The organism is Duganella violaceipulchra (assembly GCF_019166075.1).
Lineage (GTDB): Bacteria > Pseudomonadota > Gammaproteobacteria > Burkholderiales > Burkholderiaceae_D > Rugamonas > Rugamonas violaceipulchra.
Window position 1 is genome coordinate 1 of the sequence record NZ_JAHTGR010000038.1, and the last position, 24,618, is coordinate 24,618.

Here is a 24,618-nt window from a genome sequence, read left to right on the forward strand (position 1 = left end):
CCACACTTATCGACTGTAAATTTTTAAAGAACTTCAATTCGGTACTGCTTGCAACCGGCGACAAAGCGTTGTGTTTGTCAGTTGCGAAGAAGGAAGATTATGAGGCGTTTCGCCGTTTTCGTCAACCTTCTTTTTTCCCGCTTCACTCAGCATTTACATGCGTCGTTCTGCGAGGGGGCGAACTATAGCAAAGACCTGATCGAACTGCCAAGGTTTATTTGGCGCTGGCACCTTGCTTGCTTATACCCCGCATAGCAACAGCTAAATGCATAGCTTTTGCTCACATTCTGCACAGGTGCTACATTATGGAACACCTTTGCGGGTAAAGCAGAGCCGCCAACGGCCGCCGGAGACATAGAGAACCATATGGAACGCCAGACTGCTCCAGATCTGAACACCCTACCTGCAAGCAAGGCATGGGCAGACAATATGCCGCTGATTATCGAGACTTCCCATCAACGGTCGCAGGAGTACGGACTATGCCCAGAGTCCCCGCCCGACTTCAGCCCACTGGCACGCAACGATCTGTCGCTACTGATAGAGCAGAACCGCCTGCTGCACGCCCACGCCATCCCGGCGATGGAAACGCTGTACCAGCAAATCGTCAACACCCACAACATGGTGATCCTGACGGACGCCAAGGGCGTGATCGTCCACTCACTGGGCGACGACGACTTCCTGGAGAAAGCCAGCCGCGTCGCCTTGCAGCCGGGCGTCGCATGGTCGGAACAGAGCCGCGGAACCAATGCCATCGGAACCGCCATCGCGGAACGCACGCCGGCGCTGGTCCACGCCGACCAGCACTACCTGTCCGCCAACCACTTCCTCACCTGCTCCGCCGCGCCGATCTCCGACCACCTGGGCAACGTGGTCGGCGTGCTTGACGTCTCCGGTGACCAGCGCAGCTATCATAAGCACACCATGGCGCTGGTACGCATGTCCGCGCTGATGATCGAGAACCAGCTGTTCTCCGCAACCTTCGAAGAGGCGATCACCCTGCACTTCCACGCGCGGCCGGAGTTTATCGGCACCCTGATGGAGGGTATCGCCTCGTTCAGCCCCGGTGGACGCTTCCTGGCGGCCAACCGCAACGGCTTGTTCCAGCTAGGGCTACCTTTCTCCGCGCTGCAATCGCATACCTTCAGCTCCCTGTTTGGCCTGCCGGTATCCGCACTGTACGACCACTATGCGACGGCGTCGCCAGGTCTGCTGAACCTGTGCATGCACAGCGGCGTACGCGTATATGGACGCGCGCAACTGCGGCTCTCCAATAGCGTCTTCCAACAGTCGCTGACGGCCGAACGCGCACCGCCGGCCAATGCCGCCGTGGCGGCCAACCAGGCGGCGGCCAACGCGCGCCGGCTCTCCGGCCTGCGCTATCTGCGTACCGGCGATCAGCAATTGGAACTGGTGATAGAAAAAGTCACCCGCGTGCTCGGGCGCGACATCCCCATCATGATCATGGGCGAGACAGGCACCGGCAAGGAACTGCTGGCCCAGGCGATCCATAATGATTCGCCACGCGGCATGAGCCCCTTCGTCGCCGTGAACTGCGCGTCGATTCCCGAGACACTGATCGAGTCCGAACTTTTCGGTTATGAAGACGGTGCCTTTACCGGCGCCCGCAAGAAAGGCGCGACCGGCAAGATCCTGCAGGCCAATGGCGGCACCCTGTTCCTCGATGAAATCGGCGACATGCCATTCAGCCTGCAAGCCCGCCTGCTGCGGGTGCTGCAAGAACGCATGGTCACGCCGCTGGGCAGCGACAAGTCCATCCCCGTGAACGTGGACCTGATTTGCGCGACCAATCACAATCTGCGCGATCGCATGGCCAAAGGCTTGTTCCGCGAAGACCTTTACTATCGCCTCAACGGATTGGTGGTCAAACTGCCGCCGCTGCGCGAACGCACCGATCTCGAAACCGTGGTCAAGAAGATCCTGGCCACCGAATCGAATAACGGCCGTTATCATGTGTCAGACGAAATCCTGCGGCTGTTCCGTCGCCATCGTTGGCCCGGAAACTTCCGCCAGTTGACCAACTTGCTGCGCACCGCGATCGTGATGGCGGGCGACGAACACGAAATCTGCCTGCGACACATGCCTGACGACTTCCTCGACGATATCGAACAATCGCCCGTCGCGGGCAACGACACCAGCACCGCGCGCATCGTCGCCAGCGGCGCCAATCTTGAAGAGATGGAGCAATCGGTCATCCTCAAGTCGCTGGAGGCACATGGCGGCAACGTATCGGCAACCGCGCGGGCGCTGGGCGTGTCGCGCAATACCATATACCGCAAGGTGCCGAGCCTGAAATAGAGCGTCGCGCATCGCATCCCTACACGTCGGAGGGAAAGCCGGCGGATCGCTTCTCGCGCCCCTGCTTGTCGATCGACATCAGATCGATAGCGGGCAGTTTCGCCGCGAGTGCGCTGGCACGATCCCATCCCATCACCATGAACGCGGTCGACAAGCCATCCGCCAGCAACGCATTCGGCGCCAGCACCGTGACGCTCGCCAATTCGTCCGGCGAATCACCGGCGGTCGGATCGAAGATATGGTGATGCCTGTAATCCGGTGTGAAGGTGCATTCGTAATCGCCGGAGGTGGCGACGCTGCAGCCCTGCGCATACAAGGTGGCCGCCAACGCGCCGGCGTCGCGCGGATCACGCACGCCCAGTATCCAGGGATGGCGCCGGGACTTGCGGCCACGCGCGACAAACTCTCCGGTGTCGAGCAACGCGTGGCGTATCCCATGCGCCTGAATCGCAGCCAGCGCCTGGTCGGCCGCATAGCCCTGCGCCAGGCCGTTTAGCGTGAGCGCCATGTCCGGCCGGCGGAACCGAATGATGGCGTCGTCGATCTCCAGCTGGCGCCAGCCAACCAGCGCCTGCGCGCGACGGCGCTCCGCTACGGACGGCAGCCCACCGCGCGCCGCCGATTCCGAATAAAGCCGCCACAAAGGCTGGACCGTCACGTCGAAGGCGCCGTCGCTCATCTGCGATAGTTGCGCGGCCTGCTTCAACACTTCCAGCAGGCGAGCATCGGGACGGAGCACCATACCATCGCGATTCAGCAAGTACACCTGGCTTGCTGGATTGTAGATGCTCATCAGGCGATCAACGGCCTGCGCGGCCATCAGCCCATCGGCAATCGCACGCTGCGCAAGGTCGGCATCGTCATGCACCACGGAGATCGAGATCGTCGTGCCGAAGGCCAGCGCGGCGCCGCTGTGCAGCCTGTCATTGCCGGACCATGCGCAGGCTGATATGCCTCCTATCGCCCCGATGGCGCTGGCGATAAAGGTACGTCTCTTCATATGCGGCTCCTTGCGGCGGGCTGGATCGGTATGGTGCGATGGCGTTTGACCTCCATGATGCGCACCGCGCATTTCTCGTCGCTTTCGTAGATCACAACGCAATCCATGCACTGGAAGCACTCGTCGTAAGCAACGGCGCCGGATGGCGAAATCGCCTGATAGTCGCAACGATGTCGGCAGGTCTGGCACGGTGTGCCGCATTCCTTAAGGCGCGGTATCCAGTTGAGAAAGCGGAGCCTGCCCAGCAGCGCCAGCGACGCTCCGAATGGACACAGATAACGACAGAAAAATTTATAGACAGCGCCGCTGGCGAGAAGCAGCCCCACTGCGTAGACGACGTATGGCCAGCTACGCACGAAGCTAAGAGTGATCGCAGTCTTGAACGGTTCCAGCTCCACCAGTTTGTCCGTGATCTCGCTGGAAAAGAAGGCGCTCGCGACGATCCCGGCCAACACCACATACTTGGCGTACTTCAGTCGCGCGTCCGTCTTATGCCTGATGTGCAATTGCGGCACGCGCAGCCACTGCGCCAGCTTTCCCGTCAACTCCTGCAACGCGCCGAAGGGACAAAGCCAACCGCAGAACGTGCCGCGCCCCCAAACCAGCAGAGACACCAGCACAAAACCCCACAACGCGACCGTCATCGGATCGAACAGCAGGAACTCCAGGCTGCGCCGCGCCTTCAAGGCCTGGATTACGCCAGTGACATTGACAATCGAAAGCTGTCCCTGCGCGTAGTAGCCGATAAAGCCGACCGTATAAACAAGATAGCCGCGGCGGAACCACTCGAAATGCGCGCCATTTGCTGTCAAGCGCTTCTGCATCAACAGCGCTGCGCTCAGCACGGCCAGTCCGGCCGCCAGCGTCACCAGTTCCCAGCTCCGCTGGCTCCAGATGCCAGGCCACGATTTGCTGTTATCGTCGACCACGGTCAGCAAGCGTTCCGGCAGTTTGTAACGCAGATTCAATTCGCGGGTAATGCGCTCCGGGTAGACGATGCCTTTGTTGCGCGTGATGGGCAGCGTGAAATCCATCGGCGACGCCGGGTCCAGTCCGGCCTGGCCGATCACGCGCAAGACCGTCACACTATCCACCGCCAGCGGCAAGGACAGTTTCACATCGAGATCCAGGTCGCGCATATCGATGGGCAGATTATCCTGCCGCAGCCGGATGCGATCCGGCACGCTGCCGGGCACGAAGTCGTCGCCCGTCACGCTGTAGCGGCCCGAGGACATTACGATCAGCGCATGGTCGCCCTCCTCCAGGCGCCCCTGCAGCTTGCGCCAGCCGGCCGCCGTCAGCAGGTTCCGGCCTATCGACGGCACGGAAACGCAGGCCAGGTACACGTTGATGAAGCTGTCATCGGGCCGCGCCTGTGGATCAAGCCCGGCGCCGGCGCTGCCGGCGAACAGCTGCTCGACTTCGCGATTACTCACGCGCAGATGCTGAACCAGACCGTCCGCCATCATCCGCTTCAAATCCAGTGGCTCGAACACATCCTGGCGCACCCGCGCGATCTGGTAGGGATCGCGGCCGGCGGCAAAGCCCAGCTTCTTGCGCGAGACCTTGAGGGCCGCCGCCAGCACGCTCTGGTTGATGATGCGTACCGAGGCCGTGGCCTTGGAGACGCCATCAATATACGCATGCGCCGCATCGGGATGGCGCGCCCGGTGCGCGCCCGTTTCGATGCTGATGTTCTGTTTCAGCGACAGATCCTTGTACTGCTTGACGAACTGATAGAGCGGCGCCTCGCCCAGCCCGTCCAGGAACACCGGCTCGTGATGCGACAGCACTTCCACGCCGATGAAGGCGCCCTTGGGATCGATCGCCACCATCAGGTTGAGCGGCACACCGGCGAAGCCCGGTATCGGTGCCAGGTCGATCGACTCGAACACATAGCCCACCAACTCGGTCGCCGTGGCATTTTGCTTGAACAGCGGCCACACCGGCAGCTCGGCGTCGCGTTCCCCCACCATCAACGGCGCGGGAAAACGGCGGGCCATCTCGGCCCGCGTGAGCACGCCGGCCTGCGCCGGCGTGGCGCCGAGCACCAGCGCCAGCACACCGGCCAGCAGGCACAGGACACAGGTCAGCGTAGCCCTCATCAGAAGAAGATGATACCGCCGAGTGAAGCGCCGTTCATCTTGCCCTCGCCACCCGCGAACCCTTTGGAACGGGTCTGGCCGATCTCGCCGACCAGCGTGATCGCGCTGGTCATCGAGTAATACAGACCGCAAGTCAGGTTGGCGTTGGATTTCAGGCCACCAGTGCCTGCGGTGTTGTCGTCGTTGCGGCTGATGCCGTAGCTCAGGCCCAGCTTGATCTTGTCGGCGGGCTTATAGGTAGCCTGCATGAAGTAGGCCTTGGTCTTGGTATCGCCCTGGTCGGCGTCGGACAATATGCCCAGTCCTTTGCCGCCCTGGAAGTTGGCCAGTACGCCCAGCGGGCCGGCCTGGTACGAAGCGCCGACTTCAACACCGTTCATGGTGAAGTCCTTGACGCCCGGCGCTGTAGCGCTGAACTTTTGCGTCTTGGCGCCGAGCCAGCCCTTGAAGCCGTCGGCCGCATAGGTCAATTGCGCCTGCAACTGCGGGCTCGATTTCGATGAATACACCGGTGCGGCGACGATGGGCGTATCGGCGACAGGACTGACCAGTGCCGCGTCGAAGCCGATGCCGGATGCCGACTTCGGCGCGCTGTAGGCGATCTGGCCGTAGTAGCCCACGTAGCTGTAGCCGGCGCCGATGTGGCCCAGCGTTACCCTGCCGCGCTGTGTCGCCTGCACCGGTGCGCCGGCTCCGATCAGGGTCATGTCGGAGAAGATGGCGCCGGCGCCGAAGATGCCGTTGTCGCGTCCAAGCTTGATGGTGCCCATCTGCGCATTCCCGAACGTGAAGTAGGCCTGGCGCACATCGATGCCGCTATTGGCGGCGATTGCGCTGTCGGTGGCGGTGGCGTTGTACATTCCGATCAACGCCTTGACATCGTAATCGCCTTGCTTCGATGAGGCCGACGTGACGAGACCATTCGGCAGCAGGCCATTGCCGATCGTGGTGCGATTATTCTCGCCACCGCAGCCCAGCCCCTTGCCGCCCAGCGCCAACCCGCCCACCGCGTCGCCGTTGCAGCTCACCTGCGTGTAGTAGGCGTTGACGATGCCACCGAGTGAAACATTCCATTCCCCAGCTTTGAAATCGACAGCCTGCGCACCTTGGGTTCCAGCGACGGCCAGTGCACCGATCATCAGTATTGTTTTCATTTTTTTAGTCTCCAGTATTGTTTGCACACATCGGGCGATGTAACTCTCATATCGCAATTTGCATGCCTGCGCGTCGACGCCCGGAGAAGCGCGCCTTATGGATACAGGGTTTGTGCAGAATCGGATCATGCGTTCCGTTGCACTGTTCAGAATTGGACCGAAAAAAAAGGCGGCCGAAGCCGCCCAAAAAAACTACAAGAGATCTTTACTTGGTCGACAGTTTGAAGACCCACACCGAGCCGCCCTGCTCAAGGAAGTTGACCTTCTTCGCCACTTCGCCGCCCCACAGCGGCACCGCGCCGCCCCAGCCCGAAACCACGGCGACATACTGCGTATCGCCATCCTGCCAGGTGACCGGCGGCGCGACCACGCCGGAACCGGTCTGGAACTTCCACAGCTCCTTGCCGCTCTTCGCGTCCAGCGCTTTCAGGTAGCCTTCCGGCGTGCCATAGAACACCAGGCCGCCGGCCGTCGTCATCACGCCACCCCACAACGGCGCGTTGTTCTTGACCTCCCAGACGATCTTGCCGGACTTGGGATCGACCGCGCGCAGCGCGCCAATGTAGTCGTCAAACAGCGGACGAATGGTAAAGCCCGCCCCCAGGTAAGCGCCGCCTTTCTTGTAGCTGATCGGCTCATTCCAGATATCCATGCCCCACTCATTGGCGGGTACGTAGAACAAGCCTGTCTGCTGGCTGTAAGCCATCGGCATCTGGTTCTTCGCGCCCAGGAAGGCCGGCGCCGAGAACACCGTGCTGCCCTTCTTGCCTTCCTCGCCCTTGGTTGGATCGCCGGGACGATTGGCGGCGATGAAGTTCGGACGGCCGGTCTTGATGTCGATGCTGGAGGCCCAGGTGATCTTCTTCACAAACGGGAAGGCGTTTTGCAGCTTGCCGTTGTTCGCGTCGATCACGTAGAAGAAGCCGTTGCGGTCGGCCTTGCCGCCATACCGTTTGCCGTCCATGTCGAAGGTGACGAATTCATTAGCGCCGTCGAAATCCCACGAATCGTTGGGCGTGTTCTGGTAAGCCCATTTGATCTGGCCTGTCTTCACGTCCAGCGCCACCGTCGACGACGAATACAGATTGTCGCCGGGGCGCAGGTGGCTGTTCCATGGCGCCGGATTGCCGGTGCCGAAGTAGGCCAGGCCGGTCTTGGAGTCGTAGGTGCCGCCCATCCAGGTCGAGGCGCCGCCGGTCTTCCACAGGTCGCCCGGCCAGCTCTTGTTGAGCGTACCCGAGATGCCGTTCTCGATGGCCTTGCCATCCTTGTCGTAGCGGTAGCCCATGTGTCCTTCGACGGTGGGACGGGTCCACAACAATTCGCCGGTCAGCGGATTGCGCGCTTCCACGCGGCCGACGATGCCGAACTCGCCGCCGGAGACGCCTGTCAGCAGCACGCCGTCGGCGATCAACGGCGCCGCCGTCATCGAATAGCCGGCCGCATAGTCATCGACCTTTTCCTTCCACACGACTTTGCCGGTGTCCTGGTCCAGCGCCACCAGCTGCGCATCGAGCGTGCCGAAGATGACCAGGTTGCCGAACAAGGCGGCACCGCGATTGACCACGTCGCAGCAAGGCATGATGCCGTCCGGCAGACGATGCTCATACTTCCACAGCTTGGCGCCGGTCTTCATGTCCACGGCGAAGATGCGCGAGTACGAGGCGGTGACGAACATCTTGCCCTTGTAGATCAACGGCTGCGATTCCTGGCCGCGCTGCTTCTCGCCCCCGAACGAGAAGGACCACGCCGGAACCAGCTTGGCCACGGTTTTGGTGTTCACCTGGGTCAGCGGCGAATAGCGCTGGCCCTCCGAGCCGATGCCGAACGACAGTACGCTGTCGGTGCTCGATGCCGCGTTCTTCAGCATGGCCGACGTGACGTCGGCCGCCTGTGCCAGCGACAGGAAGGATATCCCCGCCAGCGTTGCGATGACTTTTTTCTGCACAATCTTCTCCGGTTTTTATGTTTTGGTTTTTGCTGTGGTGTGCTGCTATGCGGGCGGCTTCAAGGCCGCCAGCTCTTCGTCGCTGAACAGGCGCGAACGGGTCAGGAAGCGCCTGCCCGTGCCGTTATCGAGCGAGAACATGCCGCCGTTCCCGTCAACCACGTCGATGATCAGCTGGGTGTGTTCCCAGTACTCGAACTGCTCGCTGCCCATGTAGAACGGCGTCCCGTCCAGATTGCCGAGGTAGACATCGGTGTCGCTGATGGAAAACTCCCCGGCGGGGTAGCACATCGGCGTGCTGCCGTCGCAGCAGCCGCCGGATTGAAAGAACATCAGCGGCCCGTGACTGCTACGCAGGACCGCGATCAGGTCGAGCGCCGCCGGTGTAGCCGTAACGCGGGCGATGATGTGGTCCATGGTTAGAAGAAGCCCAGTGCGTTCGGGCTGTAGCTGACCAGCAGGTTCTTGGTCTGCTGGTAGTGGTCCAGCATCATCTTGTGGTTCTCGCGGCCGATGCCCGACTGCTTGTAGCCGCCGAAGGCCGCATGCGCTGGATACAGGTGGTAGCAATTGGTCCAGACGCGGCCAGCCTGGATCGCGCGGCCGACACGGAAGGCGCGCGAGCCGTCGCGCGTCCACAGGCCAGCGCCCAAGCCATACATGGTGTCGTTGGCAATGCTCAGTGCTTCCGCTTCGTCTTTGAAGGTCGTCACCGACACCACCGGTCCGAAGATCTCTTCCTGGAAGATGCGCATCTTGTTGTGGCCCTTGAAGACGGTCGGCGTCACGTAATAGCCGTCCTTCATGTCGCCGCCCTGCAGATGGCGTTCGCCGCCGGCCAGCAATTCGGCGCCCTCCTGCTTGCCGATATCGATATAGGACAGGATTTTTTCCAGCTGCTCGTGCGAGGACTGCGCGCCCAGCATGGTGCTGGCGTCCAGCGGATTGCCCTGCTTGATCGCCGCCACGCGGGCCAGCGCGCGTTCGATGAATTTTTCGTAGATCGATTCCTGGATCAGTACGCGCGACGGGCAGGTGCATACCTCGCCCTGGTTCAGCGCGAACATTGCGAAACCTTCCAGGCATTTGTCGAAGAAGGCGTCGTCGGCATCCATCACGTCTTCGAAGAAGATGTTCGGCGATTTGCCGCCCAGTTCCAGCGTCGCAGGAATCAGGTTCTGCGCCGCGTACTGCATGATCAGACGGCCGGTGCCCGTTTCGCCGGTGAAGGCGATCTTGGCGATGCGCTTGTTCGATGCCAGCGGCTTGCCCGCTTCCAGGCCAAAGCCGTTGACCACATTCAGCACGCCGGGTGGCAGCAGGTCGCCGATCACTTCCAGCAGCACCATGATGGAGGCAGGCGTCTGCTCTGCGGGCTTGAGCACCACGCAGTTGCCGGCGGCCAGCGCCGGCGCCAGCTTCCACACCGCCATCAGGATAGGGAAGTTCCATGGGATGATCTGGCCGACCACGCCCAGCGGCTCATGGAAGTGATAGGCGTAGGTTTCGGAGTCGATCTGCGCGACCGAGCCTTCCTGCGCGCGGATGCAACCGGCGAAATAGCGGAAGTGGTCGATCGCCAGCGGGATGTCGGCGGCGGTGGTTTCGCGGATAGGCTTGCCGTTGTCGATGGTTTCGGCGGTGGCGATCAGCGCCAGGTTGGCCTCCATCCGGTCGGCGATCTTGTTCAGGATGTTGGCCCGCTCGGTTTGCGAGGTCTTGCCCCATGCATCCTTGGCTGCGTGGGCGGCGTCCAGCGCCAGCTCGACGTCCTCCGCGGTGGAGCGGGCCACTTCGCAGAATACCTGGCCGGTGATCGGCGTGATGTTGCCGAAGTATTCGCCCTTGACCGGGGCGACGAATTTGCCGCCGATGTAGTTGTCGTAGCGTTGCTTGAATGGATTGGCAACGCCCAATTTGCTGATGTCTGCGAGATTCATGTCGTCCTCTTTCTGCTGTGATTTTATGAGGCCGCGTAACGCGGCGGTGGGTAGTGCGCCCTCTCCTTTTCGCAAGCACCGTGCCAGCTGCGTTTTTGCCGGTGCGTCGCATGGAATACAGGGGCGGACGGCACGGGGAAGCGGTGCCTGGACAGTGACACCTGTTCAGGTTTGGAACAGGTGTTTGACTATGGAGCAGCTCTTCAGCGGATCACCACGCCCCATGGCAATTCACCGACCGCGACATCGGCCCGCTTCGCCGCAGCAGCGGTATCGATCACGGACACGCTATTCGAACGGCCGTTTGCCACGTAAAGCTTGGCGCCATCCGGCGTCAAGGCCATGTTCCAGGGGCGCTTGCCAACTGCAATGGTGGCGCTGACGGCGTTGGTGGCGGTATCGATCACCATCACATTGGCGTCAACGCCGTTCGACACATAAACCTGCCGGCCACTGGGATGCACTGCGATGCCGTTGGCGTTCTTCCCGGCCGGTATGCGCGCCGTCGTCGCCAGCGTCGCCATGTCGACCACGTACACCGCGCCTGCCAATTCGCAAGCGACGTAGGCGCGGGCGCCATCGGGACTGAATCCCATGCCGCGCGGTCGCAGTCCCACGGCCACCGCGCCGACCTGGCGCCGCGCGGCGACGTCGATCACGTCGACCTGCTCGGCCTCCTCCGCGCTGACCAGCAGCCAGCGGCCGTCCGGGCTAAAGACCGCGTGCTCGGGGTTCTTGCCTTTCACGGCGATATCCGCCAGCACCTGCCCGGAGCCGGCGTCGATCAAGGTCACGCTGTTGCTCTCCTCGACCGCCACCGCCACATACCGGCCGTCCGCCGATACGTTCACGCCTTCGGGCGACTTGCCCAACGCGATGCGGCGCACCGTGGCGCCGCTGGCGGTATCGATGACCAGCAGTGCGTTGCTGGCGGCGTCGGTCACGAACAACCGCACACCGCCTGGATCGGCAGCGATGCCCCGCGGCCGTTTGCCGGCGGCGATTTCGCGCACAACGGCGTCGCTGGACGTGTCGATCACGCTGATGCTGCCCGACTTCTCGTTTGGCACATAGGCAAAGGGAGCGGCCATCGCCGGGCCGCACAGCAAAAAGACCAGGGAAGACAGGATGCGAGAGCTGTTCATGGATATCGCCTTTCAGGAAAATGCCATCACCGTTGCAATCGGCGTGCCACCGCAAGATCGGGATGGCAGGTATATTGCTTACTGGTCCGGTACAACCCAGACCAAAACGGAGACAATATGAAGCAAGCCTTTTTCCCATTGAACGCGGTGGCGGCGCTGTTTGCCCTGAGCGGCGGCGCCATGGCGGCCGACGATGCCGCACCGCCGGCGGACGTGGTGGTGGTCAGCGCCACCCGCGTCGGACACACTGTGTTCGACATGCCGGCCGCCATCGACGTCATCGATGCGGAACGCATCCGCGACAGCCAGGCGCGCGTCAACGCCAGCGAGGCGCTGGCCGCCGTTCCTGGTCTGGTGGCGCAAAACCGCCAGAACTACGCACAGGACCTGCAGATCTCCTCACGCGGATTCGGCGCCCGTTCGGCCTTCGGCGTGCGCGGTGTGCACTTGGTTGCAGACGGTATCCCGGCGAGCATGCCGGACGGCCAAGGCCAGGCCGCCACCTTCAACCTCGACATGGCCGAACGCATCGAAGTGCTGCGCGGTCCCTTTTCCGCCCTCTACGGCAATCACTCCGGCGGCGTGATCCAGATGTTCACGCGCGACGGCGAAGGCCCGCCATCGGTGGAGACCACGCTGACCGCCGGCAGCTACGGCAGCCGCAAGGTCGACCTGAATGTGCAGGGCAAGCAGGCAGGCATCGGCTATGTGCTGGATGCTTCGCGTTTCGAAACCGATGGCTACCGTGCCCACAGCGCCGCCACCCGCGACCAGGCTTTCGTCAAGCTGACGCTGGCGCCGATGGCCGGCGCCAACCTGACCATCGTCGCCAACGCGCTGCGCCAGGACGACACCCAGGATGCGCTGGGCGCTGCCTGGGCCACCTACCAGCGCGACCCGCGCGCCGGCGAGATCGACGCCACCGATACCCAAAACCCGAAACGCACACTGGCCGACCGCTACAACACCCGCAAGAGCATCGACCACCAGCAGATCGGCGCCAGCTGGGAGCAGCGCTTCGGCGAGGACCGCTTGCGCGTGACCGCTTACGGAGGCAATCGCGGCGTAATCCAGTACCAGGCGTTTTCCAAGGCCTTCCAGGCGCCGGCCACGCACTCCGGTGGCGTGGTCGATTTCGACCGTGACTTTCACGGCACGGACCTGAACTGGCTGCACGTGGGCGAACTCGCTGGAGGCAAGCTCAGTACCACCGTCGGCCTGGAGTACGGCCGCTCCAGCGACGCTCGCCGGGGCTACGAAAACTTCATCGGCACGCAATTCGGCGTGAAGGGCGCATTGCGCCGCGACGAGGACGACAAGGTCACCAGCCTCGATCCGTATGTGCAGACGGAGTGGCAGTCAGGCGCATGGATGGTGAGCGCAGGCCTGCGCCACAGCAGCGTGAAGTTCTCGGTGGAGGACCACTTCCTCAACAACGGCAACGACAGCGGCAGCCTCGAATACAGCCACACCACGCCGGTGCTCGGACTGCTGTACCGCCTTTCGCCGGCGTTGAACGTGTACGCCAGCGCAGCGCGCGGCTTCGAAACACCGACGCTCAATGAGCTGTTTTACTCCGGCACCGGCGGCGGCTTCAACTTCCGTTTGCAGGCCGCGCAGAGCACCCATCTTGAAACCGGCATCAAGGCGCGGCTGGGCGATGTCACGCGCATCAACGCCGCTGTCTTCCAGGTCCGCACCCGCGACGAACTGGTGGTCGACAGCAGCGTCGGCGGCCGCACCAGCTATCGCAACGCCAGCAGCACGTTGCGCCAAGGGATGGAGCTCTCGTTAGAGACCGCATGGAATCATGGCCTGAGCGCGCGGGCGGCGTTGACCAGTTTGCGCGCCGTCTATGATCAAGGCTTTGGCGTGGTTACAGAAGGCAGCCGGCTGCCCGGCGTCCCGAACGCCAACGCCTACGGCGAGCTGGCATGGAAGAACAACGACAATCGCTTTGGCGCCGCACTGGAAGCTGTAGCCAGCAGCAAAATCTACGCGGAAGACGCCAATGCCGACAAGGCCGCGCCGGGCTATGGCGTGCTCAATGCGCGCGTCAACGCCAGCCAGCAGTGGCAAGGCTGGCGTTTCAAACAGTTCGTGCGCTTGAATAATCTGCTGGACAAGCGGTACGTCGGTTCGCTGATCGTCGGCGACACCAACAAACGCTATTACGAAGCGGCGCCTGGGCGTAACTGGCTGATCGGCGCCAGCGCCCAGTACCAGTTCTAGAAGCGGTAATGCAATCCGGCCGCCACCGAACGCGGCGCGCCGGGTGCGACGAAGCGAGTCTGTGCCGCTTCGCCGCCCTGCTGCAGCAAGGCGCCGTTGGGGAACATGTCGGCCGCCACCGCACCGTAGCTCTCGTAGCGGCGATTGAACGCATTATTCACGCGCACATGCCACTCCCACTTCGTATCCGGCCGATAGCTGGCATGCAGACCCGCCAGGGCGTAGCCGCGCATGCGCCAGTCAGCCGATCGCGGTGCGGCCTTGCCGTCCTCGTTGCCCTGAGTCGTCATGTCGGACAAAGCCATCAGCTCAACGCCCACGGACAGGTGCCGCGCTGCGTTCCAGTCCAGGCCCAGTTTCAGCGTATTGCGCGGCAGGCCCGCCAGGCGAGTGCCCGGCATCACGTGGACATTGCGCGCACCGGTGAATAGATCGCCTTCCACATCGTAGACTGCATCCAGGTAGCTGTAGTTCAAGCGCGCCGACCAGTCGCCGAACCGGTAGCTTGCGCTAAGGTCCGCACCTTGATGCCGCGTGCGGCCGAAGTTGGAAAAGTAGCCTTGCTGCGCGATGCCGGCGCTGCGAAACAGGATATCGTCGCGATTGACGGTGCGATACACCGATACTGCGGCCGTGCCACGTCCGCCCTTCCAGCGAGCGCCCGCTTCGGCGGTGCGCGAGACAACCTGCTTCAGGTACGGGTCCGATTGCAGACCGACCGGCAAACGGCACGGCTGTTCAGGATCGGCGCAACCCAGCTCGATCACAGTCGGCACTCGGTTGCTCTGCGACAGATTGGCAAACAGCGTCCAACCGCCGCGCATAAGGCGCGCCACGCCAATGGCGGGATTGAGCTTGCGATAGCGGAATGCCTCGGCAGGCTGCGTCTGATCTTCGCGGCGCAGCTGGCTGCTCACCTTGGCGTGGCTGTAGCGGGCGGACATGGTCAGCCAGGTATCTGTCTGCACGGCCCAGGTATCGGCCACATACAGCGCCGTTGCCCGTGCATGGCCGCTGACCGATGATCCGGCCACCTGTTCCGAATCCGTATCCAGCACTACCGAACGGTCCGGGGCAAAGCCAGCCTCCTGCCCATACTGCGAAAAATCCACACTGGCGCGGTCGAACGCCAACCCAGCGGACAATTGATGCCTGCCAGCGTCCTTGCTGAAATGTGTGCTGAATCCCTGGCTGCGCTGGCGAGTCCCGGTCGTGTTGTAGACCGCTGGTCGCGGGCTCTCGCCTTCAGTGTAGGCATCGTTGATGTCGCCGTTGATCGTATCGCGACGGCTATTGCGCGCATACACCGAGGTGCTCAGCTCCGTGCGATCGTCGAAACGATGCGTCATGCTGAAAACGATCTGGCGCAGGCGGTTGCGCGTTTCGTCGGGTGATGTGTAGACGGCGCGGCGGTTCTGTTCATACAAATCATCGGGCAGCAGGCCATTGCCCACCAGGCGGCTGCGGCCGGCCAGCAGAGCGACGCTCCACTCGTCGTCGCCGGCGACACCGGCCAACTTGACATAGGCATTGGCCAGCCGTCCATCCGAGTTATCGCGCCAGCCCTTGTCGCTAAAGGCCGTCCCTGCGATGAAAGCGTTCCAATGTTCGCCGCTGTCATAGCCATAGGCCAGGTCGGCGCGACGCTGGCCATTGCTGGTGCCCGATACGCCAAGATCGGCGCCCGGATGACTTTTCCCGGACTTGGTGCTCAACACCAGCGCGCCGCCCAGGGTATTGAGGCCATACAGTGGATTCGATCCCGGCGCCAGCATCACATTGCCGATCGCCGCCTCGGGCAGCATGTCCCAGTTGACCACGTCGCCGAATGGTTCGTTGACGCGCACCCCGTCCAGGTACACCGAAATCCCCTGCGACGCACCCAGCACCGGCGAGGCGCGAAAGCCGCGATAGGTGATGTCGTTCTGGAACGGACTCCCCGACACTTCGTTGATATTCACACCAGTCAGGTGACGCGCCATGAACTCACCGAGGTTTTGGCCGGCAGCGGCGCCCACCGCAATGGCGTTCGCCGTTTGCACCTGGTAGGGCAACTGGTTGCGGTCCACTCCCAGTCCAGGCAATGGCGCAACGCCGACGATATCCACCGACAGCATGGCGGTAGCCGAATACGCAGCCACTGCGCCATCGGCCGAAACAGCAGCGCCGCACGCCAGCAGCATGCCGCCGGCCGCCGCATAGCCGCGCATCACGGCATCTGCTCGTGCACGCCGTACCGGGCAAAGATGGCTTGCAGTTCGCCGGAGGCCTTCATTTCATTGACGGCAGCCTGGAGCAATCTCGCCATATCCTGGTCGTCCTTGCGCACCGCCATGCCCACAGCCCATCCTGCGCGCGGCAGGCGCTGGAACGCCACTTCGTTCAGCGGAAAGGCGGGATCGTCCCGGAACACGGCATCGATCTCGGAGCGGTTGGCCAGCACGGCGTCGAGCTGGCCCGACTTGAGTTGTTCCAGTGCTTCCGCGGCTGTGTCGAAAATCCGCACCTTCTCGCGGAAGCGTCCATTGCCTTCGCCCAGCAGCACCATCGCCGCGATGGAGACCTTCTCCACGCCGATGGTCTTGCCGCTCAGCGCATCAATGCCTTCAAAGCTCGGCATGCTGCGTGCACTGCGCACCAGCCGCACCGTCTCGACATGATAGGGCGCGAAGATGGTGACCTTGCCATTTTCGTTCATCAGTTGGGGTTCCACCGGCACGTGCAGCAAAATGTCCGCCGGTCCGTAGCCGAGGTAGTGTCCTTTCCAGACCATGTTGCGCAGGTCGTCGCCAAGGTTCTCACCGGCGGGAAAAGGCAGCAGGCTCAGTTTCAAGCCTAGCTTGGCGGCCAGCGCCTGCGCCACATCCACATCGATGCCCGCGCCCCGCTCGGAGAACGGCGCAAACTGCTCATACACCGCCACCTTGAGCGAACCGGATAGACGGATCTTGTCCCAGTCCGCGTGGGCGGGCGCCGCGACGCCCAGCAGCGCGGCGACGAGAGGAATCAGCGCGCCAGCGCGCAAACGAAAATTCGACATGGTCTGCTCCTCGATCAGTTGGCGGCGTCGCGACGGACTTCGAGGTAGGTCTTGATGGCCCACATGGCTTCCTGATTGAAGACCCCCTCAAACGGCGGCATGTAGACGGCGCCGTTACGCACCTTGCCGTGCCGGATCGAGTTCAGGAAATAGTTATCGGTCTCCTTGTAGCAGGCCTTCTTCTTGGTGTCATTTTTGACGTCGGTGCAGTCGCGATCCAGCTGGCGCAGATCCGGGGCTATACCGCCGGTGACGGCCTCCAGACCGTGGCAGCGGGCGCAGTTCTGGTTGTAGGCGGAGGTGCCGATTTTTAATGCAAGCTTGTTGCCGCGATAAGGATTCTGGTCCAGCCATTTTTCGCCGAGCGGCGTCAGGCCCGTGGTGTCCACCGCCTGCGGCACGACGTTGCCGTGGGCGGTGGCATAGAGGGATGTCGTGGCTGCGGCGGCGATGACGGTCACGATGGCGAGAATGCGGAATGGATGGTGCATGATGTCTCCTGGCTGTTTTAATGAGTGATATACAGCCATTGAGCAAATGCCATGCCACGCATTTCTCGCCTTGACCCATCGCACACCTGCTCCAATTTGGCACAGCTGTCACAACCCGGATGTTCAACGCAGGCTGACGGTCTGGCGTTTCCAGGCCGGGTCCTGCCAGCGATAGAACATGCTCAGCGACGACGGCTTGTCGGCGGTCTTCAACGTCGCCAGCGTGTTAATCTCCACCAGTTCAAAACTGCGCTTGAACTTGCCCTCGACACGGGCTTCCCGCGCCACCAGCATATTCTGTGATCCCGGCACCCAGCCGGCGAATTCGGCGTAACCAATGTCAGGATCGGCGGCGGCCGGCGGCAGCACGTCGACCAGCCAGCCGGCACTGGTCTGATGGAACAGCCACATCTCGCGCCAGCCGTCCATCGGTTGCACCGCCAGCGACAGCACCGTGCCCTGCGTATTGGCGCGTGCCGATGCAGGCCAGACAACGCCGTAACTACAGCGACGCGCCAACGCATGCTGCTGATCGTGTTTTGCGTCGACCAGCGCGACACAGGTTTCGCCCGGCTGCCCGGCCATCGTCAGTATGCGCAGGCCTCCCTGTGGCGCCGTGTCCTCCGCCGCCCAGCGCACACTTCCCACGCGTACACCGGCTTCGGCAAAGGCGGCGGCGTCGTCCTCGGTCAACTCCGCAGCTTCCACCATCCCCAGTTCATCCAGCGCATGCTGGGCTGGCGCTGCCGCCGGTTCGCCCTTGCGCGCCCGCGCAAACGCCACCGACGACCACACCGCCGCACGCCGCATGTGGATGCGATTGCGCACATGCGGCGGCAGATCCTTCATGTCGACTCGTTCCAGCACCTCGGCACGCCATTCGTCCAGCGCCACCCGCGCGCCGGGGCGCAGCGCCGGGTCCACACATTCCTGGCGCGTCAGCCCCAGCACCGCCGTTGCGCGTTGCTGCGGCTCCGACAGCATCGCCAGCACGCGCCTGTAGGCTTCGCCGTCGTAGCACAGCTGCATGCGGCCTTCACGCTCAAAGCTGCGGATACCGACGCCGTAATTGGATACCGCTTCCAGATGCGCGGCGATCGTGACATCGCCTTGCTTGCTCTGCTTGGAGGAAGCGCGCCGCGCCAACCGTTCTGCCATGGCGCCCAGCGCATCAAAGGGCTCCGCCGTGATCGCGGCCGCCGGTGCCGCCTTCAGGTAGGCCGCCGCATAGCTGATGCCCAGCGATTCGGCGCCCGGCGTATCGCGCAGGAAGCGCACCACCGACAGCAGCTCCGGTGCGTCGGCCGGCGCCAGCGAGACCCGGCGCACCTGCGAAGCGCGTATGTAGCCGGCGCGCTCGCGGCGATAGTCGTAGACCTGCAGGAAGTCCTGCTTCTCGCCGCGTATCTCCAGGCTGTCGCCTTGCCACAGGACGGCCTGCTGCTGCGCCGTATCCTTGGGCGCGGCGCGCAGCGCGGCCTGGTCCTGCGTAACGATCGCCAGTACGGCGGCAGCTGCAATCATCGACATGATTATTGTCCTTCCTTGGCGCTGTCCGCAGCTTCGGCGCTGACTGTCGCCATGCGCGGCTGCTTGCCCTGTTGGTTGCCCAGCAGCGCCGAGCCGATAAATCCGCCATCTGTCGGCGACGGCGCGATGATGACCGACACCTTGTCCGACAGTTTGTCCGCCATCGTCTTCTGGATCAGCAGCGGATTGCGGGTAATCAGATCACCCTCGCGCTCCATCTGCGCTGCGGCCACCTTGCCCACCAGTTCCTGGCGATAGGCTTCCGCATCCGCCAGCTTGCGGCGCGAATCGGCTTCGCCTGCGGCTTCAATGACGCGCGCCTGGGCGTTGCCCTCCGAGGTTTTGATGCGCGCCATTTTCTCCGCTTCCGCTTCCAGCTTGCGCTGCTCGATCTGCTTCTGCTTGAACGGCAGCACATGCGCCATCGCCTGCTCCTGCGCCCGGGCCGCGATGATCTGCTCGTTGCCGGAGGCTTCGGCTGCCTTTTCGCGGCGAATCTTGTCCGCATCGGCTTCGAGCGCGGTCTGCTTGACCTGCTTCTCCTTCAACTCCAGCGTATAGCGCATCTTTTCCGTTTCAAGTTCTTCGGCCAGCAGCTTTTCCATGCCGGCCTGGTATTCTTCCGGCAGTGTGATCTTGCCAATGGTGATGCCGCGCAGTGTGATGCCGTCGGCCGCCAGCTTGGGCTTGAGCTCAGCCTCGATCGCCTGCTGGATCTCGGCGCGTTTGGTCGAAAAAATCTCGCGCACGGTGTAGCGGGTGAACACCTTGTAGATCACGCCCTGCACCGCCGGCTCGACGATGGAACCATTGATGTCCGGCGGCAGCGACTGCGCCATGGCTGCCACACGGTTCACATCCAGCGCATAGCGCACCGACATGTCCACACCCAACGCCAGGCCCTCGACCGACTGGAATGGCGCATCATCGTTGCCGGCCGGGCGGTACACCTGGTCGCGCAGCGACACCTGGCGCAGCACATGCACACCGGGCACCATGAACACCGCGCCATCGCGCACGGTGATGGCGGAGCCGGTCAACTGGTTGATGCGGATACCCAGGCTGCCGTTTGCCACTTTGGCCATCGGTGGATGCGTGACCAGGCCATAGGCGCCGGCGCCGGCCAGGCCCAGCGCCACCAGCATCGCGCCGTTGCGGCGCATGCCGTTCACCGCAGCACCAGCGCCGCCGCTTAAAGTCGCGCGCACCGCCTGCGCCATCCGTTTGATCCGTTCTGCCATGATATTCACCTTCTGCTGGTTGTGTAAGTTCAGGGCCTATCCCTGGACTGCATGGTGCGCCGGATGTGGCGGAAGTATCAATGCTGCCGCCATCCGGCTTTGCTACGGCCGCGTGAAGAAATCCTCACAGCCGATTTGTGACTTTTCCCGTAAAAGCGTGGATACTCGCTGCATTGACAGTCAGTGGAGTACAGCATGGCCAAAGTCGCCGTCATCGAGGACGATCTGCCGACCAGCAATCAGCTGCGGGCGTGGATAGAATCGGCGCGGCCCGGCATCGTGGTCGACCAATGGTTCAGCCGCGACGACGCCGAAGCGGCGATCGCCCGCGAGCGCTACGACCTGGTCGTGCTCGACATCGAACTGGGACGCGAACGGCATGCGGGCGTCGCCATCATCAACGCCATCAACAAGCGGCACGCCACGCCGGTGCTGGTGGTGTCGGCCATGCCCGCCACCATTTACCGCAGCATCATGAAGGCGCTGGATGCCTGGGACTATCTGCAGAAAGCCACTTTCGAGGAAGCCGATTTCATCGAGACCTTCCTGGAAATCCTGCGCTCGGTGAAGGACAAGCCGGAGCCGGTGTCCGTCGTCGCCAGCGATGAGCTGAGCATGGATCCGCTGCGCCAGCGCACGCCGACCTGGCGCGGCCACCGCATCAACCTGCCGCTGACCGCGCAGCGCATCCTAGCGGCGCTGTTTGCGCGGCGTGGCCAGGTGGTGTCCTATGACGAGTTGTTCGAGGTAGTGAAGAGCGGCCGCAATCGCGACAACATCCGCAAGCATGTCAGCACCATCCGCGACGCTTTCCGCGAGATCGATCCCAGCTTCGCCTGCATCGAAAATATCCCCATGCGCGGCTTCCGCTGGGCCGACACCGAAAGCCGCTGACCGTGAACTGGCGTCGGCTCAGCCTCGTCCCGTACCGCCTGCGGCTGCTGCTGCGCGCGGCCTTCGTTTTCCTGATGGCGGCGACGGTGGGCCTGGCGCTGTCGGTGCTCCAGCAGGAGAAGCAGCTCAGCTACAAGAACTATCAAGGCAGCTTCCACAAGACGCGCGTGCAGGTGGCGGCGACGCTGCGCCATCCAACCGGCCAACTGGCACTGCTCAATCCACAGCCGGTAGCCAACGACGCGGCGCTGCATCCGCTGCTGCTCCCGTTTGCCGCGCTTGATTTCGACGACCTGCAAAAAGTGCAGCAGGCTGTGGCCATGTCCGGCTGCCTGGCGCAATATGGCAACAACGGCTCTCTGTGTGTCGGCATCGGTAACAATCCCTGGGCAGGCGGTTTCATTTATGTCGCCGGCACATTCGACGGCGCGCAGTTGGTCCCGCACACCCGCGGCGACCAGGTGGTGGATCAGGCGCACCGCGTCAAGGTCCGGGTCAGCCTGCGCGGCCAGACTTATGAATGGATCGCGCCATTCGAGGAAAGCAGCGAACCGCAAACGCCGGGACGCAGATACGCGGGCATGCGTGGCCGCTTGACCGGATTCGCCGCGGCCGATGTGGCGCGGGCCAAGGCGCCGGCGGTCAAGGACTTCCGCGGTTGGATCTGGCAGAACCCGCGCTGCACCGCCCCGTATCTCTCCGATGACGATCCGGCCTGCGCACGCAGCGCTTTCTTCTCGCTGCGATTGCCGGTCGGCGTGCTGCAAGATGCGCTGTTCGAAAAGCGCCGCCCCGTCTGGCCGCCTGAAGACCTGGACCACATCGATGTCCGCATTGCGGTGCTGCCACCGGGTGACGGTCCCCCACTGCTCGACAGTACCTCCGGCCCCAGTACGCCGCCGTTCTCGCTGGCGGACTTGAAGTCCATGCTGTTGCCGGGCGAAAGCCTGCAAATCCGTCGCCTGACAGATGGCGCATCGTCGGCAGCCACGCTGCCGCTGCTGGTGGCTCCAGTCGATCCTGAAGACCAGTCCTGGCATTTCGTCACAACGCTGATCCGTCATCTGCCGGTGGACGCCTATGACGTGCCGCTGGAGGCCAAGGAAGTCATCGCCACGCCGGCCGGAAGTTATGAGGTACTGCTCAAAGGCGATGTGCGCAGCGTCAGCAAAAGCCTGAGCGTGGTGGCCAGCCGGCTGGTGTGGTTTGTCGGCGCGATGCTGGCCGCGTTGATGCTGGCTTGGCTGGTGATCGAGATCGGCATCATCCGCCGCATCAAGGTGCTGATCAAGCGTGCCGACGATGTGGGCGAACGCGTCAAGGCCGCACGCGGCTTCTCCGAAGCCAACCTGGCCGATCTGCGCGGCGAGGACGAACTGGGCGTGCTGGCGACCGGTCTGCACGATTTGCTGCGCCGGGTACGGGAGGATGTCGAGCGCGAGAACATCCGCGCCGAGCAGGAGCGCGATATGTGGCACGCGGTTGGCCACGAGATCATGTCGCCCTTGCAGTCGCTGATGGTCCTGCATGGCGCCCCCGAGGACGAAAGCCATCGCTATATCACCCGCATGCAGCAGGCGATCCGCGTGCTGTATGGGCGCGCATCGCCAAGCGAAGCGTTTCAGTCATCGGAACTGCAGGTCACGGAGGTTGATTTGACGGCCTTCCTGCAGAACGTCGCCGAGAATGCGTCGTGCATCGGCATTCACGATGTGGTGTTCCAGGGCGCGGCCCAGGCGTTGATGGCGCGCGCCGATGAGTACTCGCTGGAAGACGTCGTCACTCATGTGCTGCGCAACGCCGAACGTTATCGCGTGCAGGGCAGCGCGATCACCATCGCACTGGAAGGCAGCGATACCGGCGCGACGATCACCATCCGCAACCGCGGACCGCAGATAGCACCTGACATGATCGCCAAGATTTTTGAATACGGCGTGTCGGACCAGCCGGAATCCGGGGCCAATGGCAATCGTGGCCAGGGCCTGTTTGTCGCGCGCACCTACATGGCCAAGATGGGCGGCACGATCGTCGCGCAAAATCTGGCCAATGGCGTATCCTTCATACTCAATCTACAGCGCAGCGGCTGACATGACATCTTCAACAACGCAGAAGTATGACGCCATCGTAGTCGGCAGCGGGCCAGGTGGCGCCAGCGTCGCGCGCGAATTGGCACGCCGGCGGTTGCGCGTATTAGTGCTGGAACAAGGCAGCGCCGCTCCACTGCAGGGAACACTGTCGCAAATGGCCGGCATTGCCGCCGTGCCGGGCAAGGGAGCATTCATCCATCGCGACGGCTCACTACTGGTGAGCGGTATCGCCGCCGGCGGCACATCGACCATCAACTTCGCCACCGCCGCGCCGCCGCCACTGGCAATGTTTTCAGCGCACGACATCGATCTTGCGCCAGCACTGGAATCCTTGCGCGCCGAATTGCCGATGGGGCCTCTTCCCGATGAACTGATCGGCCCCATGGCCCGTCGCATCCAGCTGGGCGCCGAAGCGCAACAGATGGCCTGGCGCAAACTCGACAAGATGATACGGCCGCAGATTTGCCGCACCGGTTGCTGGCGTTGCGTGTACGGCTGCCCGTTCGGCGCCAAGTGGACCGCGCGCGATTTCCTGGACGAAGCGCGCCAGCTTGGCGCGACGCTGATCGACCAGGCTAAGGTCGATCAAGTCATCATCGATAACGGCCGCGCTACCGGCGTGCGCTATCGTCGCGATGGCGCTGTGCAGTTGGCGTTTGCGGAGAACGTGATCCTGGCTGCCGGCGGCATCGGTACGCCACGGCTATTGCATCGCTCAGGTTTGCATCCCGCCAGCAGTCCGTTCTTCAGCGATCCGGTGATCGCGGTCATGGGCCAGGTGGACGATATCGACGGCGGCGCCGAGGTGCCGATGGCGTCCGGCTTGTACTTGCACCAAGAAGGCATCGCATTGGCTGATATGACGCTGCCCAAGCCGATGTACCAGGCCTTTGCCGCGCAGGTCGGACGTGTGGACCGACTGATGGCGCACGCGAAAACGCTAACCTTGATGGTCAAGATCCGTGACGACATCGGTGGCGGCATCGGCCCACGCTGGGTCGACAAACCGTTGACGCCAGCCGACCGGCGCAAGCTGAGGGCCGGCGTGGATATGGCGCGGGGCATTTTGCGTGCGGCAGGCGCAAGGAAGATATTCAAGAGCTGGCACTTCGCCGCGCATCCGGGCGGCAGCGTGCGCATCGGCGAAGGCGTGGACAGTACGCTGCAAACCAGTACCGCCAATCTGTACGTCTGCGATGCGTCAGTGATTCCACAACCGTGGGGATTGCCGCCGACGTTGACGTTGCTATGCCTGGGCAAACGGTTGGGACAATATCTTTAGACGAAAAAAAGCCCCGACCAGGTGAGACGGCAGGCAATGCCTGTCGTTGAACGGAAGGGGCTTTCAAACGAAAAAAGCCCACCAGATCACTGGTGGGCTTTTCTCTTTATAACTAGCCTGACGATAACCTACTTTCACACTGGTTGCAGCACTATCATCGGCGCAAAGTTGTTTCACGGTCCTGTTCGGGATGGGAAGGGGTGGGACCAACTT

At 62.9% G+C, this 24,618-nt stretch carries 18 protein-coding genes and 1 rRNA gene; 6 read left to right on the forward strand and 13 right to left on the reverse strand.

Annotated elements, in window-relative coordinates; all coding sequences use genetic code 11:
* A partial coding sequence (locus KVP70_RS32160; RefSeq protein WP_217946479.1) for a hypothetical protein occupies positions 1–188 on the forward strand: 188 nt, incomplete at its 5' end.
* A 178-nt stretch (positions 189–366) separates the two neighbouring features.
* Positions 367–2,316, forward strand: coding sequence for a sigma-54-dependent Fis family transcriptional regulator (locus KVP70_RS32165; protein ID WP_217946480.1), 1,950 nt, complete (start codon positions 367–369; stop codon positions 2,314–2,316).
* Between the two features lie 19 nt (positions 2,317–2,335).
* On the opposite strand, the gene KVP70_RS32170 is transcribed toward KVP70_RS32165, so the two are convergent.
* The 7 genes from KVP70_RS32170 to KVP70_RS32200 form a co-directional block, all read right to left on the reverse strand.
* Complete coding sequence (locus tag KVP70_RS32170; protein WP_217946481.1) at positions 2,336–3,316, reverse strand: FAD:protein FMN transferase; 981 nt, start codon at positions 3,314–3,316, stop codon at positions 2,336–2,338.
* The gene (locus KVP70_RS32175; RefSeq protein ID WP_217946482.1) at positions 3,313–5,421 is read right to left on the reverse strand and encodes a 4Fe-4S binding protein; all 2,109 of its coding nucleotides are present in this window, start codon (positions 5,419–5,421) and stop codon (positions 3,313–3,315) included. The genes KVP70_RS32170 and KVP70_RS32175 overlap by 4 nt, the downstream gene beginning before the upstream one ends.
* Positions 5,421–6,575, reverse strand: a complete 1,155-nt coding sequence (locus KVP70_RS32180; RefSeq protein ID WP_229225238.1) for a porin family protein — start codon at positions 6,573–6,575, stop codon at positions 5,421–5,423. The genes KVP70_RS32175 and KVP70_RS32180 overlap by 1 nt, the downstream gene beginning before the upstream one ends.
* 205 nt (positions 6,576–6,780) lie before the next feature.
* The gene (locus KVP70_RS32185) at positions 6,781–8,523 is read right to left on the reverse strand and encodes a PQQ-dependent methanol/ethanol family dehydrogenase (RefSeq protein ID WP_217946483.1); all 1,743 of its coding nucleotides are present in this window, start codon (positions 8,521–8,523) and stop codon (positions 6,781–6,783) included.
* 45 nt (positions 8,524–8,568) lie between these two features.
* A complete protein-coding gene (locus tag KVP70_RS32190) occupies positions 8,569–8,940 on the reverse strand; it encodes a DUF779 domain-containing protein (protein ID WP_217946484.1) in 372 nt (123 codons plus the stop codon).
* 2 nt (positions 8,941–8,942) lie between these two features.
* The gene (gene adh / locus KVP70_RS32195) at positions 8,943–10,463 is read right to left on the reverse strand and encodes an aldehyde dehydrogenase (RefSeq protein ID WP_217946485.1); all 1,521 of its coding nucleotides are present in this window, start codon (positions 10,461–10,463) and stop codon (positions 8,943–8,945) included.
* Positions 10,464–10,666: 203 nt separating this feature from the next.
* Entirely contained in the window at positions 10,667–11,608 is a 942-nt protein-coding gene (locus tag KVP70_RS32200) for a beta-propeller fold lactonase family protein (RefSeq protein WP_229225239.1), read from the reverse strand.
* 117 nt (positions 11,609–11,725) lie between these two features.
* Here KVP70_RS32200 and KVP70_RS32205 point away from each other — a divergent pair, with 117 nt between their 5' ends.
* The gene (locus KVP70_RS32205) at positions 11,726–13,840 is read left to right on the forward strand and encodes a TonB-dependent receptor family protein (RefSeq protein WP_217946486.1); all 2,115 of its coding nucleotides are present in this window, start codon (positions 11,726–11,728) and stop codon (positions 13,838–13,840) included.
* Here KVP70_RS32205 and KVP70_RS32210 read toward each other — a convergent pair.
* From KVP70_RS32210 to KVP70_RS32230, 5 genes are all read right to left on the reverse strand, one after another.
* Entirely contained in the window at positions 13,837–16,050 is a 2,214-nt protein-coding gene (locus KVP70_RS32210) for a TonB-dependent receptor (protein WP_229225241.1), read from the reverse strand. The genes KVP70_RS32205 and KVP70_RS32210 overlap by 4 nt on opposite strands.
* On the reverse strand, positions 16,050–16,880 hold the full coding sequence (locus KVP70_RS32215; protein WP_217946488.1) for a substrate-binding periplasmic protein: 831 nt from the start codon (positions 16,878–16,880) through the stop codon (positions 16,050–16,052). Before KVP70_RS32215 ends, KVP70_RS32210 begins: the two co-directional genes overlap by 1 nt.
* A gap of 14 nt (positions 16,881–16,894) precedes the next feature.
* Positions 16,895–17,371 carry a cytochrome c-550 PedF gene (gene pedF, locus KVP70_RS32220; RefSeq protein ID WP_217946489.1) on the reverse strand — a complete coding sequence of 159 codons (477 nt, stop codon included), beginning with the start codon at positions 17,369–17,371 and terminating at the stop codon, positions 16,895–16,897.
* Between the two features lie 123 nt (positions 17,372–17,494).
* Entirely contained in the window at positions 17,495–18,901 is a 1,407-nt protein-coding gene (locus KVP70_RS32225) for a hypothetical protein (RefSeq protein WP_217946490.1), read from the reverse strand.
* A gap of 2 nt (positions 18,902–18,903) precedes the next feature.
* A complete protein-coding gene (locus tag KVP70_RS32230; protein ID WP_217946491.1) occupies positions 18,904–20,142 on the reverse strand; it encodes a prohibitin family protein in 1,239 nt (412 codons plus the stop codon).
* Positions 20,143–20,337: 195 nt separating this feature from the next.
* On the opposite strand from KVP70_RS32230, the gene KVP70_RS32235 reads away from it, so the two are divergent.
* The 3 genes from KVP70_RS32235 to KVP70_RS32245 are packed head-to-tail and all read left to right on the forward strand — an operon-like array spanning position 20,338 to position 24,405.
* Positions 20,338–21,036, forward strand: a complete 699-nt coding sequence (locus tag KVP70_RS32235; RefSeq protein ID WP_217946492.1) for a response regulator transcription factor — start codon at positions 20,338–20,340, stop codon at positions 21,034–21,036.
* A 2-nt stretch (positions 21,037–21,038) separates the two neighbouring features.
* Positions 21,039–23,123 (forward strand): sensor histidine kinase, encoded by a 2,085-nt coding sequence (locus KVP70_RS32240; protein WP_217946493.1) that lies wholly within the window; start codon positions 21,039–21,041, stop codon positions 23,121–23,123.
* A 1-nt stretch (position 23,124) separates the two neighbouring features.
* Positions 23,125–24,405 carry an FAD-dependent oxidoreductase gene (locus tag KVP70_RS32245; protein ID WP_217946494.1) on the forward strand — a complete coding sequence of 427 codons (1,281 nt, stop codon included), beginning with the start codon at positions 23,125–23,127 and terminating at the stop codon, positions 24,403–24,405.
* A gap of 115 nt (positions 24,406–24,520) precedes the next feature.
* Here KVP70_RS32245 and rrf read toward each other — a convergent pair.
* Positions 24,521–24,618: ribosomal RNA gene (gene rrf, locus KVP70_RS35710) — 5S ribosomal RNA — on the reverse strand; the annotation flags it as partial.

Bases quoted from the DNA above. Each gene is read 5' to 3' on its own strand.
- KVP70_RS32165 (WP_217946480.1), top strand. From the start codon at position 367: ATGGAACGCCAGACTGCTCCAGATCTGAACACCCTACCTGCAAGCAAG.
- KVP70_RS32170 (WP_217946481.1), bottom strand. From the start codon at position 3,316: ATGAAGAGACGTACCTTTATCGCCAGCGCCATCGGGGCGATAGGAGGC.
- KVP70_RS32175 (WP_217946482.1), bottom strand. From the start codon at position 5,421: ATGAGGGCTACGCTGACCTGTGTCCTGTGCCTGCTGGCCGGTGTGCTG.
- KVP70_RS32180 (WP_229225238.1), bottom strand. From the start codon at position 6,575: ATGAAAACAATACTGATGATCGGTGCACTGGCCGTCGCTGGAACCCAA.
- KVP70_RS32190 (WP_217946484.1), bottom strand. From the start codon at position 8,940: ATGGACCACATCATCGCCCGCGTTACGGCTACACCGGCGGCGCTCGAC.
- adh (WP_217946485.1), bottom strand. From the start codon at position 10,463: ATGAATCTCGCAGACATCAGCAAATTGGGCGTTGCCAATCCATTCAAG.
- KVP70_RS32200 (WP_229225239.1), bottom strand. From the start codon at position 11,608: ATGAACAGCTCTCGCATCCTGTCTTCCCTGGTCTTTTTGCTGTGCGGC.
- KVP70_RS32205 (WP_217946486.1), top strand. From the start codon at position 11,726: ATGAAGCAAGCCTTTTTCCCATTGAACGCGGTGGCGGCGCTGTTTGCC.
- KVP70_RS32210 (WP_229225241.1), bottom strand. From the start codon at position 16,050: ATGCGCGGCTATGCGGCGGCCGGCGGCATGCTGCTGGCGTGCGGCGCT.
- KVP70_RS32215 (WP_217946488.1), bottom strand. From the start codon at position 16,880: ATGTCGAATTTTCGTTTGCGCGCTGGCGCGCTGATTCCTCTCGTCGCC.
- pedF (WP_217946489.1), bottom strand. From the start codon at position 17,371: ATGCACCATCCATTCCGCATTCTCGCCATCGTGACCGTCATCGCCGCC.
- KVP70_RS32225 (WP_217946490.1), bottom strand. From the start codon at position 18,901: ATGTCGATGATTGCAGCTGCCGCCGTACTGGCGATCGTTACGCAGGAC.
- KVP70_RS32230 (WP_217946491.1), bottom strand. From the start codon at position 20,142: ATGGCAGAACGGATCAAACGGATGGCGCAGGCGGTGCGCGCGACTTTA.
- KVP70_RS32235 (WP_217946492.1), top strand. From the start codon at position 20,338: ATGGCCAAAGTCGCCGTCATCGAGGACGATCTGCCGACCAGCAATCAG.
- KVP70_RS32245 (WP_217946494.1), top strand. From the start codon at position 23,125: ATGACATCTTCAACAACGCAGAAGTATGACGCCATCGTAGTCGGCAGC.